This window comes from Microbispora sp. CA-102843 (genome assembly GCF_050936215.1).
GTDB lineage: Bacteria > Actinomycetota > Actinomycetes > Streptosporangiales > Streptosporangiaceae > Microbispora.
This window is the reverse complement of sequence record NZ_JBNJNF010000001.1, coordinates 7,933,225-7,950,259: the sequence shown is the minus strand read 5'-3', so window position 1 is coordinate 7,950,259 and position 17,035 is coordinate 7,933,225. Positions and strand designations below refer to the sequence as shown.

11 protein-coding genes are annotated in these 17,035 nt (G+C 73.0%); 7 read left to right on the top strand and 4 right to left on the bottom strand.

All coding sequences use genetic code 11. From position 1 onward, the window contains the following. Positions 1 to 4 precede the first annotated feature (4 nt). Together ACQEVJ_RS36700 and ACQEVJ_RS36695 are read left to right on the top strand one after the other, a co-directional pair. The gene (locus ACQEVJ_RS36700; protein WP_433109247.1) at positions 5 to 4,168 is read left to right on the top strand and encodes an alpha-(1->3)-arabinofuranosyltransferase domain-containing protein; all 4,164 of its coding nucleotides are present in this window, start codon (positions 5 to 7) and stop codon (positions 4,166 to 4,168) included. After that, on the top strand, positions 4,165 to 5,148 hold the full coding sequence (locus ACQEVJ_RS36695) for a DUF3068 domain-containing protein (protein ID WP_433109245.1): 984 nt from the start codon (positions 4,165 to 4,167) through the stop codon (positions 5,146 to 5,148). Before ACQEVJ_RS36700 ends, ACQEVJ_RS36695 begins: the two co-directional genes overlap by 4 nt. Here the strand turns inward: ACQEVJ_RS36695 and ACQEVJ_RS36690 are convergent. Further along, positions 5,089 to 5,859 carry a class I SAM-dependent methyltransferase gene (locus ACQEVJ_RS36690; RefSeq protein ID WP_433109243.1) on the bottom strand — a complete coding sequence of 257 codons (771 nt, stop codon included), beginning with the start codon at positions 5,857 to 5,859 and terminating at the stop codon, positions 5,089 to 5,091. The two genes, ACQEVJ_RS36695 and ACQEVJ_RS36690, sit on opposite strands and share 60 nt — an antisense overlap. 1,905 nt (positions 5,860 to 7,764) lie before the next feature. Then, entirely contained in the window at positions 7,765 to 9,006 is a 1,242-nt protein-coding gene (locus tag ACQEVJ_RS36685; protein WP_433109241.1) for an acyltransferase family protein, read from the bottom strand. A 215-nt stretch (positions 9,007 to 9,221) separates the two neighbouring features. Between ACQEVJ_RS36685 and ACQEVJ_RS36680 the strand changes: the two genes are divergently transcribed. Genes ACQEVJ_RS36680 through ACQEVJ_RS36665 form a run of 4 tightly spaced genes read left to right on the top strand, consistent with a single transcriptional unit; the run spans position 9,222 to position 13,232 of the window. After that, on the top strand, positions 9,222 to 10,148 hold the full coding sequence (locus tag ACQEVJ_RS36680) for a DUF3068 domain-containing protein (RefSeq protein ID WP_433109239.1): 927 nt from the start codon (positions 9,222 to 9,224) through the stop codon (positions 10,146 to 10,148). A 21-nt stretch (positions 10,149 to 10,169) separates the two neighbouring features. After that, complete coding sequence (locus ACQEVJ_RS36675; RefSeq protein ID WP_433109237.1) at positions 10,170 to 11,102, top strand: decaprenyl-phosphate phosphoribosyltransferase; 933 nt, start codon at positions 10,170 to 10,172, stop codon at positions 11,100 to 11,102. Beyond that, entirely contained in the window at positions 11,099 to 12,436 is a 1,338-nt protein-coding gene (locus tag ACQEVJ_RS36670) for an FAD-binding protein (RefSeq protein WP_433109235.1), read from the top strand. The genes ACQEVJ_RS36675 and ACQEVJ_RS36670 overlap by 4 nt, the downstream gene beginning before the upstream one ends. 22 nt (positions 12,437 to 12,458) lie before the next feature. Continuing rightward, the gene (locus ACQEVJ_RS36665) at positions 12,459 to 13,232 is read left to right on the top strand and encodes a decaprenylphospho-beta-D-erythro-pentofuranosid-2-ulose 2-reductase (protein WP_433109233.1); all 774 of its coding nucleotides are present in this window, start codon (positions 12,459 to 12,461) and stop codon (positions 13,230 to 13,232) included. A 42-nt stretch (positions 13,233 to 13,274) separates the two neighbouring features. Here the strand turns inward: ACQEVJ_RS36665 and ACQEVJ_RS36660 are convergent, their stop codons facing one another. Both ACQEVJ_RS36660 and ACQEVJ_RS36655 read right to left on the bottom strand, forming a co-directional pair. Beyond that, a complete protein-coding gene (locus ACQEVJ_RS36660; protein ID WP_433109231.1) occupies positions 13,275 to 14,420 on the bottom strand; it encodes a S1 family peptidase in 1,146 nt (381 codons plus the stop codon). Positions 14,421 to 14,644: 224 nt separating this feature from the next. Further along, on the bottom strand, positions 14,645 to 15,607 hold the full coding sequence (locus tag ACQEVJ_RS36655) for a LysR family transcriptional regulator (protein WP_433109229.1): 963 nt from the start codon (positions 15,605 to 15,607) through the stop codon (positions 14,645 to 14,647). Between the two features lie 258 nt (positions 15,608 to 15,865). On the opposite strand from ACQEVJ_RS36655, the gene ACQEVJ_RS36650 reads away from it, so the two are divergent. Then, positions 15,866 to 16,981, top strand: a complete 1,116-nt coding sequence (locus tag ACQEVJ_RS36650) for an NAD(P)H-dependent flavin oxidoreductase (RefSeq protein ID WP_433109227.1) — start codon at positions 15,866 to 15,868, stop codon at positions 16,979 to 16,981. The last annotated feature ends 54 nt before the right edge of the window (positions 16,982 to 17,035 follow it).

Sequence of the window (17,035 nt, the reverse complement as noted above, 5' to 3'; positions counted from 1 at the left end):
GCCCGTGTCCGTTGACGTCTCGGTTCAGCCGCAGGAGCCCGGTCCCTCCCGGGAGGCGGTGACCTCGGCGCCGGAGGAGGCGGCCGGGGCCTCGGAGCCGGACTCCGCCGCCCGTCCCGCGCACCCGGGCCGGGCGCTGCGGCACCGGCTCCGGCTGCTGGCGGGCTGCCTGCTGCTCGCGGCCGTCGCCTTCAACACCGCGCCCGGCGCGGTGATCTCCGAGACCAAGCTCGACATGGCGGTGAACCCCCTGGGGTTCCTCTCGCGCGCGCTGCACCTGTGGGATCCGGCCTACTTCGGCCACCTGCAGAACCAGGCGTACGGCTACCTCTTCCCGATGGGCCCGTTCTACGTGCTCTTCCGGGCCATGGACATGCCCGCCTGGGACATCCAGCGGCTCTGGATGTCGCTCGTGCTGTGCACGGCGTTCCTCGGGACCGAGCGGCTGGCCCGGGCGATGGGGATCGGCTCGCCCGGCACCCGGATCCTCGGCGCGCTCGCCTACGCCCTGGCCCCGCACGCGCTGGCCCTGATCGGGATCAACTCCTCGGAGTTCCAGCCGACCGCCGTGCTGCCGTGGGTGCTGCTGCCGCTGGTCTATGGCACCCGGGAGGGCGCGAGCCCGCGCCGGGCCGCCGCGCTGTCGGCCGCCGCGTTCCTGTTCGCGGGCGGCGTCAACGCCGCGGCCGAGCTCGCGGTGCTCGTCGTCCCGCTCGTCTACCTGCTCAGCCGCCGCCACGGCGGGCGCAAGTGGGCCCTGCTCGGCTGGTGGCTGCTGTTCGTCGGCCTCGTGTCGATGTGGTGGCTCGTCCCGCTGCTGCTGCTCGGGCGCTACATCTTCTCGTTCCTGCCGTTCATCGAGACGGCGTCGGCGACCACCAGCGTCACCTCCCTGGTGAACGCGCTGCGCGGCACGTCGAGCTGGATCTCGTTCCTGCCGGTGGACGGACAGCCGTGGCTGCCCGCGGCCTACGACCAGGCGACCGTGCCGTGGCTGGTCGCCGCGACGGCGCTGGTGGCCGGGCTCGGGCTGACCGGCGTCGTCCGCAGGGCGACCCCCGAGCGGACGTTCCTGGTCCTGTGCGTGATCGCGGGCCTGCTCATCGTCATCGCCGGTCACACGGGCGACCTCGCCCATCCCTGGACCGGCCAGGTGAGGGATCTGCTCGACGGGCCGCTCGCGCCCTTCCGCAACCTGCACAAGTTCGACGCGCTGATCCGGCTGCCGCTGGCGCTGGGGCTGGCCGCGCTGCCTGCCACGCTGCCGGTCGGGCGGCCGGTCGGGGGGTCCGTGCGCCTGCGCAGGCCGGTCACCGCCGTCGCGGCCGGGCTGCTCGCGCTCACGCTCGTGCCGGTCGCGACGGCCGGGGTGACCGCCCGCGGGTCCTTCGCGGACCTCCCCGACTACTGGCGGCAGGCGGCGGCCTGGCTGAACCGCAACGCGGGCGACGGCATGGTGCTCGCGATGCCCGGCTCGGCGCGGGGCGAGTATCTGTGGGGCCGCCCGCTCGACGAGCCCATGCAGTCGCTGCTGACCGTGCGCTGGGCCACCCACGCCAACGTGCCGTGGGGATCGTCCGGCCTGGCCCGGCTGGTGCAGGCGGTGGACGAGCGCTTCGCCACCGGGCACGGCTCGCCGGGCCTGACCGAGGCCCTGCGCCGCGCCGGGGTGAGCTACCTGCTCATCCGCAACGACCTGGTCAGGGAGACGCTCGGGACCGCCTGGCCCGCCCGGGTGCACCAGACCCTGCAGGACTCCGGGCTGTCCAGGACCGCCGAGTTCGGGCCGCTGGTCGGCCTGACCGCGAACGGCACCGCGTCGGGCTGGCTCGACCAGCCCTACCCGGCGCTGGAGGTCTACAAGATCCCCGGAACGGCCCCGCTCGCCTCGACCGTGCCCCGCGCGGGCACGCTGCACGTGGAGGGCGCCCCCGAGGCCGTGCTCGACCTCGCCGAGGAGGGCGTGTTCACCGGCGACCGCCCGGTGCTCGTGGGCGACGAGCCGGGCGCGGGGGCGATCCCCGCCCGCGACACGATCCTCACCGACACGCTGCGCAAACGGGACATCGTGTTCGGTGACGTGCGGCGCATCGCGTCGGCGACGCTGCCGGGCAACCAGGCCCCGGTCACCACCGACCTCACCGATCCGGCCTGGTCGGCGGCCACCTCGACCGCCCGCTACCTCGACGTGAAGGACGTCACCGCCTCGTCGGCGGACTCCGCCGTCACGGCCGCCGTGGGCCAGCGCGACCCGGGGCGACAGCCGTACGCCGCCCTCGACGAGGATCCGCGCACGGGGTGGCGGTCGGACGGCTGGCACGGCGCGGTCGGGGAGTGGCTGGAGGTCCGCTTCACGGGCCAGGTGGACCTGACCGAGATCTCGGCGGCCTTCGAGCAGGGGGCGATCGGCCCGCCGGTTGCCGAGGTCGCGCTGGAGACCGAGCGCGGCGTCCGCCGAGTGGCGGTGGCGCCGACCGACGCGCTCCAGCCGCTGCTGCCGCTCCCCGGGAAGAGCTCGTGGCTGCGGATCCGGGTGACCAGGCTCGCGTACGAGCCGAGGACCACGCTGGGCAGCCGGGTCGGCATCACCGACCTGCGCATCCCGGGCGTGCGGGCGGTGCGGACGATCTCGGTGCCGGACACCGGCACGGTCGACCCGGGCACCGTGCTGCTCACCAAGCAGGGGGACGCCGACCCGTGCATGCGGGGCTCGGTCACCTGGAGCTGCTCCTCGCGGCTGCAGATCGTCGGCGAGGACGGCTACGGGTTCGACCGGCTCATCCCGGTGGCGCGCGACGGCGTCCGCACGGTGCGCGGGCAGGCCGTGCTCACCGATCCGAAGGCGGCGGACCTGATCACCACGCTGCCGAACCAGTTTCCGCATGTCAGCGCGTCGTCCACGGCGGCCGAGCACGGGGCCGTGCTGGGCCGCCAGGCGATGGACGGCGACCCCTCGACGCTGTGGTACGCCCAGCCGTTCGACCGGCATCCGACGCTGTCGATCGACCTGGGCAGGACCCGGACCTTCTCCCGGATCCGGGTGCTGTTCCCCGACTCGGCGCAGGGCATCCCGCCGGTGAAGCTCACGCTGCGCGCCGGGGAGCGAGCGGTGCAGGGCTGGGTGGACCGCGACGGCGTGTTCACGTTCCCCGCGCTGAAGACGCGGAAGTTCACCATCGAGTTCACCGCGCCCGCCTCCCGCGCGATCGAGGTGGCCGAGATCGCCATCCCCGGGGTGAAACCCCTCGGCGGCCTCGGCGCCATCCCGCTGCGGCTGCCCTGCGGCTATGGCCCGACCCTGCGGGTGGACGGCGACGACGTGCCGACCCGGGTGGTCGACGGCACGCTCGACGACGTGCTCAACGGCCGTCCGCTGACCTACTCCGGGTGCGCGCCCGTGCACCTGACCGAGGGCCGCAGCCGGGTCAGCGTGGCGCCGGGCGACGCCTTCCGGGTGCGCTCTGTGGTGCTGGACGACGGAGCCGGCGAGGACCGCGCGGCGGTGACGGCCACCCCTGCCACGGTGACGTCGTGGGGGCCGCAGGAGCGCCGCCTCCGGGTCGCCGCCGCCGCGCCCTCCTACTTGGTGGTCAACGAGAACTACAACGCCGGCTGGCAGGCGTACCTCGACGGCGTGCGGCTGACCCCGGCGCGGCTCGACGGCTGGCGGCAGGCCTGGGAGCTGCCGACCGGCGGCGGCGAGGTGGTGCTGCGCTACGAGCCCGACCCGGCCTACCGCACCGCGCTGCTCGCCGGGCTGGGCCTGGCCCTCGCGGTGGTGGCCCTGGCACTGGTGCGCGGCCGGTCGCGGCTGCACGCCGTGGGGCCGGGCCGCGTCCGCGCGCTGTGGGTGTGGGCCGCCGCGCCGCTCGCCGGACTGTGGGCCGGGGGCGTGGCGGGCGCGGTCGTCGTCACCGCCGCGCTGGGGGCGTTGTTGTGGCTGCGCGGGATCGCCGGCGCCCAGCACGCCGGTCCGAGCCGCCTGCGGGCCTTCGCCCGCCACGCCGCCTCCGCGTGGGTGGCGCTCGTCGCGCTCGGCCTCGCCGGGCTCGCCCAGGCCGCCGGGCAGGGCCTGGCCGCCGACGTGCTCTGCCTCGTCGTGCTCGCCCGCCTGCTGGCCGCCGTACGCGATCACCTGGCACCGGATCACGGGGAGGCAGTCCGGTGACGGGCGCGTTCGTGCGGCTTCGGCGCACGCTCCTCCTGGCGGCCATCGCCTTCCTGATCACCGTGGGGGCGCTGTTCCACTTCTACGTCTATCCGCGGACCACGGTCCTGCCGCTGGAGCAGACCCGCGTGCAGCGGCTCGTCTCGCCCTCGGCCACCTACCTCGACACCGCCACGTTCCGCCTGCACCGGAACGTGCCGGTGCAGAACACGGTGGCCGTCTACGGCGATCCGCAGGCGGGTGACGACCGCACGGCCGTGTGGGTGGAGTTCTCCTCGCTCGACACCCGGGATGGCGAGCGCGTCGACTACCACGAGCGCCGCACGGCCTTCGACCGGCGGACCGGCCTGGCCGTCGAGTGCTGCGGGGAGTACGTCGACGACGACCCCGGCGTACGGCAGACCGGGCTGGCCTTCCGCCTGCCCGCCGGGGCGGAGCCGCGCTCGTACACGATGTTCGACCCGGTGCTGCGGCGGGAGGCGCCGATGCGGTTCGAGCGCGAGGAGACCGTCGAGGGCGTGCCGACCTACCGCTACACCTATTCGGCCGGGCCGGTGAAGACGGCCGACCTGCCCGGCCCTGTGCCCGGCACGTCGGTAGGAATGCCCGGCGAGGAGCGGGTCGCCGTGGCGCGGTACACCGAGATCACCCGCACGATCTGGGTCGAGCCGGAGAGCGGGCTGACCGTGCGCACGCAGGAGCGGCGGCGCGACACGCTGCGCACGCCCGACCAGGTCGAGCGGCAGGTCGCCTTCGACGCCGACCTGGTGACGAGCACCGTCGAGGTGCGCGCCTTCGCGGACGAGGCGTCCCGGTTCCGCCGGTGGATCCTGCTGACGCGCGAGTGGATCCCGCTGGCGTGCGGCCTGCTCGCCGCCGTGCTCGCCGTCGTCTTCCGGATCGCGACCCGGCCGAGGAGGTCAGCGGCGGCGCAGCACCAGCAGCAGGTTCCAGGTCACGATCTCGCGAACGCCGGGTAGATGGATCACCGGGGTCGCCCAGCGAGGGTGGTAGCGCGGCAGGGCGTCGACGAGGTCGGCGCCGGGATGCCGCCTGGCCCACGCGAGCGCCCGGGCCACGGAGACGGCGTACAGGCTCGTGCCGTAGACGTTCTTGGGGGAGCGGCCGCGGCGGCGCGCATAACGGCGCGCGGCGTGGTGCCCGCCCAGGTAGTGCCACGGCGAGGTCTCGTGGCCGCCCCAGGGCGAAAGCCAGTTGGTGAACGACAGGTAGACGATGCCGCCCGGCTTCGTCACCCGCACCATCTCGTCGCCCATCCGCCACGGATCGGGCACGTGCTCCAGCACGTTGGAGGAGAAGCACACGTCCACGGAGCCGGTCTTCATCGGCAGGTCGAGGGCGCTGCCGAGCACCGCGCCGTCGGGGACGGCGCCGGTGCGCGCGCTCATCTCCCCGGCGTCGCAGTCGACGCACACCGGGCGTGCGCCCACGGCGCGCAGCGCGTCGGTGAAGTAGCCGGGCCCGCCGCCGACGTCCGCGACGAGCGCGCCGTCGAGGTCGGCGTACGCCGCGAGCTGGGCGACGGTGTCACGGGCGAGCAGGCCGTAGAAGAAGTCGGGGTCGGTCTGCTCCTTGCGGAAGGCGCTGAACAGGCGAATCGAACGGGCCAGGTCGGCGCGGAACGGCTCGGCGTGCACGACGTCCCTCTCCTGTCGGGTGCGCCGGAGCATAACACCCCCTTTTGTCCCACGGCGCTGGGAGAATCCCGATGACTCAGATCGTGCGTACCGGTCGGCCCGGCACCGCGCTGCCGCGATGGCGGGCGGGCCTGGCGAACCCCGTCATGATCACGGCGGTCCTGCTGGTCGTGGCGTCGCTGGCGGTCCGGATCCCCGTCCTGACGTCCTCCTCCTTCGTCGAGGACGACTTCCTGTTCGTGGGCGACGCCTACGAGCACAGCCTCACGTTCGACTTCCTGTTCCGCGTGCACAAGGGCCACCTGATGCCGGGGGCGCTCGGGCTCACCTGGGTGCTGTCGCGGCTGTCGCCGTACGACTGGCTGCTGGTCTCGGCGGTCACGTTCGCCGTCCAGGCGGCCGTGGCGGTCATGCTGCTGCGGCTGCTCGTGCGGCTGTTCGGCACGCGGCCCGGCATCCTGCTGCCGCTCACCCTCGCCCTGTTCTCGCCGCTGACGGTCCCGGCCTTCGGCTGGTGGTCGGCCGCCATCAACGCGGTGCCGCTCCAGCTCGCGATGGTCATGGCCCTGGCGGCCCAGGTCAGGTGGGCAAGGGAGGGCAGGGCGCGGCACGCCCGCCGGGCCTTCTACTGGGTGCTGGCCGGCATGGCGTTCAGCACGAAGGGGATCTTCGTCCCGTTCCTGCTGTTCGCGCTCACCACGTCGCACCTGCGGCCGTGGGCGGGCCCGTGGATCGCGCTCATGCTGCGCGAGCTGCGCTCCCACTGGCGTCTGTGGGGCTCCTACGTCCTGCTGATGGGCGGATACGCGGCGCTGTACCTGGCCCGCCGCGGCACCGCGCCGGGGGAGGGCGCGGCCGTTCCGGCGCCGGGCAACGCGGCGGACCTGCTGGGCCGCCTGCTCGGCCAGGTCTTCCCGGCCGGGGCGGTCGGCGGGCCGCTGTCGTGGGGCCCGGTGACGCCCAACGGCGGGCTGGCCGATCCCAGCCCGCTGCTGGTGGCCGCCGGATGGGCCGTGCTCGCCGCCCTGGTGGTCGCCACCGTGCTGTGGCGGCGCCGGGCCGCGCGCGCCTGGCTGATCCTGGCGGGCTACCTGGTGGCCGCGGACGGCGTGCCCACGGCGATCGCGCGGGGCACCGGGTTCACCCAGGTCGTCGGCTCAGAGACCCGCTATGTCGCGGACGCCGCGATCGTGTTCGCGATCTGCCTGGGGCTCGCCCTGCTGCCCCTGCGGGACGAGACCGAGCCCTATCGGCGGCCGGTTCCCGCCGGGAGCGGGCTGCCGACGGCGGCGGGGCTCCTCGCGGGCGCCTATCTCGCGATGTCGATCGTGTCGATCCAGAACTACCGCGACACGCTGTCGGGAGACCGGGTGCGGGCCTATCTGGCCGCCGTACGGGCCTCCCTCGCCCGGGTCCCGGACACGGCCGTGATCTACTCCAGCCCGCTGCCCGAGGACATCGTGCTGCCGTGGAACGGCAACCGCAGGCTCAGCCATCATCTGCTGGCTCCGCTCGCCCGCCCCGCGCTGCGCGCCCGGATGCGCGTGCCCGAGCCGTCGGAGCACGCGCTCGTCTTCGACGACAAGGGCGGGCTCACGCCGGTCGAGGTGAAGGCGTCGGTCGGGGTGGTGCCGCCGGGGGACCGCTCGTGCTTCCCGCTCTTCGGCGAAGCGATCTTCTTCCCCGATGTCGTGTCCTTCGGCGGGCCGGGGCCGATCGCCGGTCTGGCCTACACCGCCGAGCGGGCCGGCACCGGCATCTACGAGATGAGCGGGCAGCGAGGGCAGCTGCAGTTCCACGCCACCGGCTCCGCCGGCGCGCTGGTGCATTTCCCGGTCACGGCCGTCGGCAAGGGGCTGCTGATCCGGCTGGACGACCCGTCGGCGGTCTGCCTGAAGGGCTTCGCCTACGGCGACCCCGTGCCCGGCGCGCCCGCCCCTACGGTCGCGGCGACGCCGCCGCCGTCCCCGTCTCCTCCGTCCCCGTCACCGTCCCGCTCGGCGTCGCCTTCGGCGTCTCCTTCCGGGACGAGATCGCGAGGCGGGCCAGACGCCTCGCCGGCTCCTCGACGTACCGGTGGGTGAGCGTGGCGAGCAGCAGCGTGAGCGAGCCGACCACGACCATGTTGCCGGCGAAGTTCCCGCTCCACGGCTGCTGCTCGGTGAAGTCGTACCAGAGATAGAGAGCCACGAACTGCCACAGGAACACGCCGTAGGACACCCGGCCGAGGAAGCGCATCACCCGGCTGCTCAGGAAGCGGCCGTACGGCGAGCCCCCGGCCGGCAGCAGTGCGGCCGGGATCACCAGTCCGGCCGCCACGGTGGCGTACAGGGCCAGCTCCGACAGGTCCGCCCAGACGCCGTCGACACCGCTGAAGCGCGTGCCGGTCAGCGGCGAGGCCGCCACGGCGTACGCGAGGGCGGCGACGAGCAGGAACGAGCCCGCCGACGCGCCCACGGCGCGGACGAACCGGTGCGCCGGGCCGTTCTCGCCGGGCTCCTGCCTGGCCCACTCGGAGACGACGGCCAGTGCCATGCCGACCGCGAAGAACACCCAGGCCCGGGGCAGCCAGGTGTTCAGGTAGGGCCGGTAGACGGGGAAGTAGGTGAGCAGCGCCCACGCGAACGACGAGGCGGCGAGCACGGCGACGCCCGTCAGCAGCCGCCGGGCACGGGCGTCGAGGCCGGGGCCGCCGCGCCGGGCGTAGGCGGCCAGCGCGGCGGCGACCAGCGGCAGCAGCACGTAGAAGGCGGCCTCGACGCACAGGCTCCACATCTGGGCGAGCCCGCGGGGCCCGAGGCCGAACCACCAGGGGTGGATCTCGTAGGTCTGACCGAGCAGCAGCAGTTGCAGCCACGTCTTGACGTCGCCGAGGTGCGGCCCGGCCCACAGCACCATCGCCACGACCACGACCAGCCAGTACGCCGGGAGGATGCGCAGGGCGCGCTTGATCAGGTAGACGCGGGTGTCCGGGGGACGCTCGCCGAGCAGCGCGGCGCGCGCGTAGGGCCGGTAGAGGAGCAGCCCGGACAGCGCGAAGAAGATGGGGACCGCGACGTCTCCCCGGGCGAGCAGGCTGCTGAAGAAGTTGTCCCGCAGCGCCGCCGCCGACTCGATCGCGACGTGGAAGACGAGGACGGCGACGGCCGCGAGCGCCCGCACGCCGTCGAGGGCGTCCACATGTCCGGAGGGCACGTGACCGGAAAGCACGGGTGTGTCACGAACGGATTGCGAACCGGCCGGTAACATGTCACGAGTCGCCGTCGAGCTAGAACCTGTTTCGGTCACTTTTCCGCATCCCTGGTGACGTTGGTCACTGCCCCGTCTAACATACAGCGAAATAGGAACGTGTTTCAGGACAAATAGGCAGTATCTGGCCTGCCCCAGGAGGAGCGATGCGCCGCGGATTGGGAGTGGTCCTCTTAGGACTCGGGGCGTTCCTTGTTGTTCTCGCGCCGCTGCTGAGGTTCCAAGTCGCGGACAAACTCGTGCAGGCGCCGGCGAACCAGTACAGCATCACGCGACTGACCGCCGAGAACGCGCAGTACTTCAGCAAGCGGGATCTGAAGGTCGTCACCGGGACCCTCGACATCACGGTCACGACCAGAGGCGACGTCAAGGAGGCCAAGGACGACCACGTCGTGTGGGACCAGTTCACCAACGCCAACGACGTGACCAACAACAATCCGCAGATCTCCATGTCGCAGTTCCGCAGCGCGTTCAACAAATTCAACGGCCAGGGCGTCACCTGCTGCGGCACGAGTGTGAACAGCGGGTCGGGCGCGCAGCCGGTGCAGTTGCAGGGCCAGATCTTCCTGTTCCCGTTCGGCGTCGAGAAGAAGACCTACCAGGTGTTCAACACCGACACCCGCAAGGCGTACGACGCGACGTTCGACGGCGAGGACACGGTCAACGGGCTGCCGGTCTACCGGTTCGTGCAGAAGATCCCGCCGACGCCCATCGAGAAGCTCAGCGCGCCCGCCTCCGTGCTCGGCATGGAGGGGACCGGTGACATCCAGGTCGACCGCGTCTACGACGGCGTGAACACCTTCTGGGTCGAGCCGACCACCGGCGTCCCCGTCAAGCAGGAGCAGCAGCGCCACGAGGTGCTGAAGACGGCCGACGGCGTCGAGCGCATGCCCGCCCTCATCGCCACCGCCTCGTTCACCCCGCAGACCGTGGGTGGGCTCGTCCAGACGGCCCGCGACAACATGGCCCAGATCACGCTGATCAAGACGACGCTCCCGCTGGTGGCGCTCATCCTCGGGCTCGCGCTCGCCGTCGTCGGGGTGTGGCTGCTGCGGCCGGGCCGCGTGGACTGACCCGGGAAAGCGGACCGGCCCGTGAAGCGGGACAGCGTCCTGCGCCCGCCGGCGGCGACGCCTCCGGCGGGCACGCCCTCCCGGCGTTCCCGCGCGGCGGGACTGCTGCGGGCCTGCCGGCCCCGGCAGTGGCTCAAGAACGCGCTCGTCTTCGCCGCTCCGGCCGCCGCCGGCGTGCTGACCACCGGGGCGGGACTGCGCGGCTCGCTCGTCGCGTTCGCCGCCTTCTGTCTGGCCGCCAGCGGCTCCTACCTCTTCAACGACGCGGCCGACGTGGCCGCCGACCGGCTTCACCCCCGCAAGCGGCTGCGCCCGATCGCGGCCGGGATCGTGTCCGTACGGCTCGCGCGGACCGTGGGCGCGGCGCTGCTGGCGGCCGGCCTGCTCGCCGGGCTCGCGGGCGGATGGCCGCTCGCCGTCGTCGTCGCCGCCTATCTGGCGCTCACCTTCTCCTACACCCTCTGGCTCAAGCACCAGCCGGTGGTGGACCTGGTCGCGGTGGCCGGCTGCCACGTCGTGCGCGCGTACGCGGGGGCGGTCGCCGTGGCCGTGCCGGTGACGAGCTGGTTCCTGGTCGTCGTCTCGCTCGGCTCGCTGCTGCTGGTGGCCGGCAAGCGGGAGGCCGAGCTACGCGCCAGGCCCGGGGACGGCCGGATCGCCCGGGCCACGCTGGAGACGTACACCGCGAGCTACCTCGGCCACGTGCGCGTCATGGCCTCGGGGGCGATGATCGTCACCTACTGCCTGTGGGCGCTCCAGGAGCACACCGGGCCGGCCAAGGCGTTCTGCGCGCTCAGCATCGTGCCGTTCGTGCTGGTCGTGCTGCGGCACGCGCTGCTGGTCGACCGCGGGGTGGGGGAGGAGCCCGAGGAACTGGTGCTGCGCGACCGCCCGCTCCAGATCTTCCTCGCGCTGATGCTGATCCTGCTGGCATGCGGTATCCAACTGGCATGACGCTGCTGACGGGATGGGGGCGCACCGCGCCCACGCGCGCGACGGTGGCCCGCCCACGCACCGTGGAGGAGGCCGCCGCGCTCCTGGTGAAGGCGGGTGGCCGGGGGGTCGTGGCCCGCGGCCTCGGCCGCGCGTACGGCGACGCCGCGCAGAACGCGGGCGGGCTCGTGCTCGACTGCACGGCGCTTGAGCCGTCGTGGAGCCTCAGCACAACGGGGCTCGTCACCGCGTCGGCGGGGGTCAGCCTGCACGACCTCATGACCGAGCTCGTCCCGCGCGGCTGGTTCGTCCCGGTGACCCCCGGCACCCGGTACGTCACGGTAGGCGGGGCCGTCGCGGCCGACGTGCACGGCAAGAACCACCACGTGGACTCCTCCTTCGGCGCCCACCTGCGCTCGCTGCGCCTGCTCACCGCCGACGGACGCCTGCGTACGCTCGAACCGGGCGACGACCTGTTCTGGGCCACCGTGGGCGGCATGGGGCTGACCGGCGTCATCGCCGAGGCGACGTTCCAGTGCGTGCCGGTCGAGACCGCCTGGATGCGGGTGGACGTCGAGCGCACCCGCGACCTCGACCAGACCCTGGAGACGATGGCCGCGACCGACGACGATCACCGCTACACGGTCGCGTGGATCGACCTGCTGGCGCGGGGCGGACGGATGGGCCGGGGCGTGCTCACGCGCGGCGACCACGCCGCTCCCGGCGACCTGGTCGCCCGCGTGCGCGGGAACCCGCTCGCCTTCGCGCCGCGGCCCCTGCTGTCCGCCCCGCCCTGGGCGCCCGGCGGCCTGCTCAACCGGGCCTCGGTCCGGGCCTTCAACACCGCGTGGTACGGCAAGGCCCCCGCCACCCCGCGGCGGATCGTCCAGGGCATCGCGCCGTTCTTCCACCCCCTCGACGGCGTGGGCGGCTGGAACCGGATGTACGGCCCGCGCGGCTTCGTGCAGTATCAGTTCGTGGTGCCGCTCGGGGCGGAGGACACGCTGCGCCGGGTGGTCGAGCGGCTGTCCGGCGCGGGGGTCGTGTCGTTCCTGACCGTGTTGAAGAGGTTCGGCGCGGGGACGCCCGGCATGCTGTCGTTCCCGATGCCGGGGTGGACGCTGGCCCTGGACATCCCGGCCGGGCAGAGCGGGCTGGCCGCGATGCTGACCGAGTTCGACGGCTGGGTCGCCGCGGCAGGGGGCCGCCTCTACCTGGCCAAGGACTCCCGCATGTCGGCCGCAACCATGGCCGCGACCTACCCGCGGCTGGCGCGGTGGCGGGAGATCCGGCATCGGGCCGACCCGGACGGGGTCTTCGTCTCCGACCTCGCCCGTAGGCTGCGCCTGTGCTGAAGGAGTGGCGATAGGAGTGGCCATGAGAAACGCGCTGGGTTCGGTCGACACCGTCCTGCTGCTCGGCGGGCGCAGCGAGATCGGCCTCGCGATCGTGGAGCGGCTGGTCCGGCGGGGCGCCCGCCGGATCGTGCTCGCCGCGCGCGACGTCTCCGCGTCCGTGGAAGACGGCGCCTCCGCGCCGGTGGACGACCTCGAACGGCTCGGGGCCGAGGTCCACCTGCTGGATTTCGACGCCGCCCGGCCGGAGACGCACGCCGCCCTGATCGAGGAGGCCGTCGCCAAGGTCGGCGACCTCGACGTGGTGATCCCGGCGTTCGGCGTGCTCGGCAGCCAGGCGGTCTACGACGCCGACCCGGTGGCCGCCGCCCGCGACGTCGCGGTCAACTTCGGCGGCCACGTCTCGATCGGCCTGGCCGCCGCGCGGCGGCTGCGGGAGCAGGGCCACGGCACGCTCGTCGTGCTGTCGTCGGTGGCCGGGGTGCGGGTGCGGAAGGCCAACTTCGTGTACGGCTCGGCCAAGGCCGGGCTGGACGGCTTCGCCCAGGGGCTGGCCGACGCGCTGCACGGCTCCGGGGCCCGGGTCGTGGTCGTCCGGCCGGGCTTCGTGATCGGCCGGATGACGCGGGGGATGACCCCCGCCCCGATGTCGGTGACGGCGGCCGAGGTCGCGGACGCGGTCGTGGATGCCCTGGACACGCGGAAGGTGACCGTCTGGGTCCCCGAGCGGCTGCGGCTCGCGTTCGCCGTCATGCGCCTGCTGCCCCGGCCCATATGGCGAAGGCTCCCCCGCTGACCGGGAACGGCCGGCGGGGGAGCCTCCTGCGAATCGGCTGGATCAGCTGGTGACCAGCGTGAGCCCGTAGACCGAGAGAGCCTCGTTGACGGGCTGGAAGTAGGTGGTGCCGCCGGAGGTGCAGTTGCCCGAGCCGCCGGAGGTCATGCCCTGAGCCTGGCTGCCCGAGATGAACGAGCCGCCGGAGTCGCCGGGCTCGGCGCAGACGTTGGTCCGGGTCAGGCCGCTGACCGTGCCCTGCGAGTAGCGGACGCTGGCGTTGAGCTGCTGGACGGTGCCGCAGTGCCAGCCGGTGGTCGAGCCGGCCCGGCAGATCGAGGAGCCGACGGCGGCGACGCTGGAGCCGGACACTCTCGCATTGCCGTACGACACGATGTTCGTGGGCGTCCAGTTGCTGTTGACCGCGACCCAGGAGTAGTCGTTGCCGGGGAACGAGGAGCCCTGGAAGGTGCCCTGCGCGACCCGGTTGTAGCCGGTCGTGGTGTTGCCGGCGCTGCCGCAGTGGCCGGCGCTGACGAAGCCGGGCGTGCTGCCCTTGCGCACCGGGAAGCCGATGGAGCAGCGGGCGGAGCTGTTGATGTAGTAGGCGTCGCCGCCCTGAAGGTTGTAGAAGGTCTGCGGCTGCTCGTTCGACTGCTCGACGCGTACGGCCGACTTGTCTGCGCCGCTCGCGGCCACGAACGCCGCGGCCTCGGCGGTGTTGGAGGACAGCACGACGACGCTGTTGCTGAGCACGTCGACGTACCAGACGGACGTGGAGGCGGGCGCGTTGGCGGCGGCCCGGTCCAGCGCGGCCTCGGCGGAGTCGAGGGCGGCGAGGTTGCGGCTGACGATCTTCGGCTGCGCGCCGGCGGCCAGCACCGCGCCCGCCTTGGAGGCGTCGGAGGTGGCGACGATGAAGCTCTCGGAGGTGGCGCCGGAGACCCAGGATCCGGCGTAGGCGTCACCGAGCGTGGCGCGGACCTTGGCGTCGGTGGACATGGCCTTCGCCTCGTTGGCCAGGCGGGCGTCGACCTGGGCGGGGGTGAGCCCGAGGTCGCGCTGCATGGCGTCCACCATCGCGGGCGGGGGCTTGACGGCGGAGGAGGCGGGAGAGTTGCTCGGCTCGGCCATGGCGGGGGTGGCGACCGTGGCGAGGGCCGTGACGGCCAGAGCGCATCCGGCGAGTACGGTGCGTCTGTGGAGCATGTGGGGCTCTCCTTGTCTCTGGGGGTGCCGTCAACGTAACCGACCTCCGCTGTCAGGCGGATCTATCAATTCGCCCCTACCACCGAGTTATGGAACCGCCTCTGTCTGGGGATTCGCTGGCCCGGAAATAGCCGCCCCCGGACCACCGGGCGTGTGCGAGCACGTCGACGAGAGGCACATCAGATGTGAGCGCGGAGCCGGACGGACGTGCACGGGACCGCGTGTCAGGGGACCACGCCGTATTCGGGGTTGGTGACGAGCCAGTCGGCGTAGCGGGCGCTGCGCCGCACCGCGTCGGCGTACGCGGCCCGCGCGTGGGCGGCGACGACGGGGGCGGCGGCCCGCGCGCCGATCGAGTCGGCGTGCCAGCCGAGCAGGTGCCGCCAGCGCAGCGGCGCCCCGGCCAGCGGCATCATGACCAGCCCGGCGGTGAGCTGGAAGGTGGCCTGGCACAGGGCGACCGCCTTGCCCACCCCGACCAGGTGCAGGCAGGTGCCCACGTCCGTCTCGTAGATCGACTCGGGGACGAACCCGGCCCGCGCGCAGGCGGCGGCGAAGCAGTCGGCGAAACAGCCGTCGCCGGGGGCGACCGTCCAGTGCTCGTCGGCGAGGCTGGACAGTTCCAGTTCCTTCTCGCCGGCGAGGGCGTGGTCCTCGGACAGGAGCACGAAGACCGGGTCGGTGCCGACCGTGGTCCAGTTCATCGCGTCGGCCGGGGGAGGCGGGCTGTCGCCGCACGTCCCGAGCAGCACGAAGTCGAGCCGGCCGGCCACCGCGAGCGCGGTCAGCTCCATGGCCGACCACGAGGTGCGGGTGGTGACCGGGATGCCGGGTTGATCGGCGGTCAGCCGCTCGACGAGCCCGCCGAGTATGGGCCCGTTCGTCGCCCCGAGGCGGTAGCCGGGCAGTTTGACAGAGGTGTTGGCGAACCGCACCGCGTCCTCCTGGAGGTCCCGTACGGCGGGCAGCAGCACCCGGGCGCGGGACAGCACCATCTCGCCAAGAGGAGTGGGACGGGCGCCGTTGCGGTCGCGTTCGAACAGCGGACCCCCGAGTGAGCGCTCGATGCGCTTGAGCTGAGCGGTGAGCGACGGTTGGGCGAGGCCGAGCCGGGTGGCCGCTTTCGTGACGCTCCCGGCTTCGGCGACCGCGTGCACGATTCTCAGGTGGCGGATCTCCAGATCCATAGAGGGAAAGTACGACCACGGTGGTATGGCCGCAATCCCGCATTGTCATGAAATCTGACTTTCGCCCGTGAGCTGTCGTCACCCCTGTGACCAGTGGTGCGAGAGTGCCGGTGTGCCAGAGAGGCGCCGCCGCCTGAAACGTGTTCTCGCAGGGCTTCCGGCTGCTCGCGCCCCATGAGTTACCGGCCAGTAGGAACTGTCGCGCATGGGTTGTTAGAACGCGTTGCAGTTCGCTGGAGGGCATCGTACGTTCGAGGCATGCGGACACGTGTCACCGACATGTTCGGTATCGAGTTCCCCATCTTCGCCTTCAGCCACTGCCGGGACGTCGTCGCCGCGGTCAGCCGCGCCGGCGGCATGGGGGTGCTCGGCGCCCTGTATTTCACCCCCGAGGAGCTCGAAATCGAGCTGAAGTGGATCGACGACCACGTGGACGGCCATCCGTACGGCGTGGACGTGGTGATGCCCGCCTCCTACGAGGGGGCGGACCTCGACGTGGACTCCCCGGCCGAACTGGTGGCGCGGCTGCAGGGGATGATCCCGCAGGGGCACCGGGCCTTCGTGGAGGACCTGCTGGCCCGGCACGGTGTGCCGCCGTTGGACGGCTCGGACTCCGGCAAGGTGCTGCTCGGCTGGACCGACGCGACGGCCCGGCCGCAGGTCGAGGTCGCGCTCCGGCATCCCATCGCGCTGCTCGCCAACGCCCTCGGCCCGCCGCCCGCCGACGTCGTGGAGCAGGCGCACGCGAAGGGCGTGAAGGTGGCCGCGCTCGCCTCCACGCCCCGGCACGCCATCAAGCAGGTCGAGGTCGGCGTGGACGTCGTCGTGGCGCAGGGCACCGAGGCGGGCGGCCACACCGGCGAGATCTCCACGATGGTGCTGATCCCGCAGGTCGTGGACGCGGTGGACGTGCCGGTCCTGGCCGCGGGCGGCATCGGCTCCGGCCGCCAGATGGCCGCGGGCATGGCGCTCGGCGCCGAGGGCGTGTGGACCGGCTCGATCTGGCTGGCCGTGGAGGAGGCCGACACCTCCGAGACCGTGCGGCAGCGCATCATCGCGGCCACCTCCCGCGACACGGTCAGATCGCGGAGCTGGACCGGCAAGCCCGCCCGCCTGCTGAAGAACGAGTGGACCGACGCGTGGGAGTCGGCCGAGTCGCCCGGCACGCTGCCGATGCCGCTGCAGTTCATGCTGATCTCCGACGCGCTGCGGCGGATCGGCAGGTCGGACGCGACCGAGCTGGCCTCGTTCCCCGCCGGTCAGATCATCGGCGCGATGAACCAGGTCAAGCCGGCCAGGCAGGTCGTCTTCGAGATGGTGGAGGAGTACATCGAGGCAATGGAGCGCCTCGGCCGCATCACCGGCGACGGGTGACGCCGCCTGCCGCCCCTGCCCTCCGGTCGCTCGGCCGCTGCGATTTACTGGCGG

What these genes read in the sequence shown, in the direction of transcription:
- ACQEVJ_RS36690 (WP_433109243.1), bottom strand. Translation starts at nt 5,859, where the DNA reads ATGCTCCGGCGCACCCGACAGGAGAGGGACGTCGTGCACGCCGAGCCG.
- ACQEVJ_RS36680 (WP_433109239.1), top strand. Translation starts at nt 9,222, where the DNA reads ATGCGCCGCGGATTGGGAGTGGTCCTCTTAGGACTCGGGGCGTTCCTT.
- ACQEVJ_RS36670 (WP_433109235.1), top strand. Translation starts at nt 11,099, where the DNA reads ATGACGCTGCTGACGGGATGGGGGCGCACCGCGCCCACGCGCGCGACG.
- ACQEVJ_RS36665 (WP_433109233.1), top strand. Translation starts at nt 12,459, where the DNA reads ATGAGAAACGCGCTGGGTTCGGTCGACACCGTCCTGCTGCTCGGCGGG.
- ACQEVJ_RS36660 (WP_433109231.1), bottom strand. Translation starts at nt 14,420, where the DNA reads ATGCTCCACAGACGCACCGTACTCGCCGGATGCGCTCTGGCCGTCACG.
- ACQEVJ_RS36655 (WP_433109229.1), bottom strand. Translation starts at nt 15,607, where the DNA reads ATGGATCTGGAGATCCGCCACCTGAGAATCGTGCACGCGGTCGCCGAA.
- ACQEVJ_RS36650 (WP_433109227.1), top strand. Translation starts at nt 15,866, where the DNA reads ATGCGGACACGTGTCACCGACATGTTCGGTATCGAGTTCCCCATCTTC.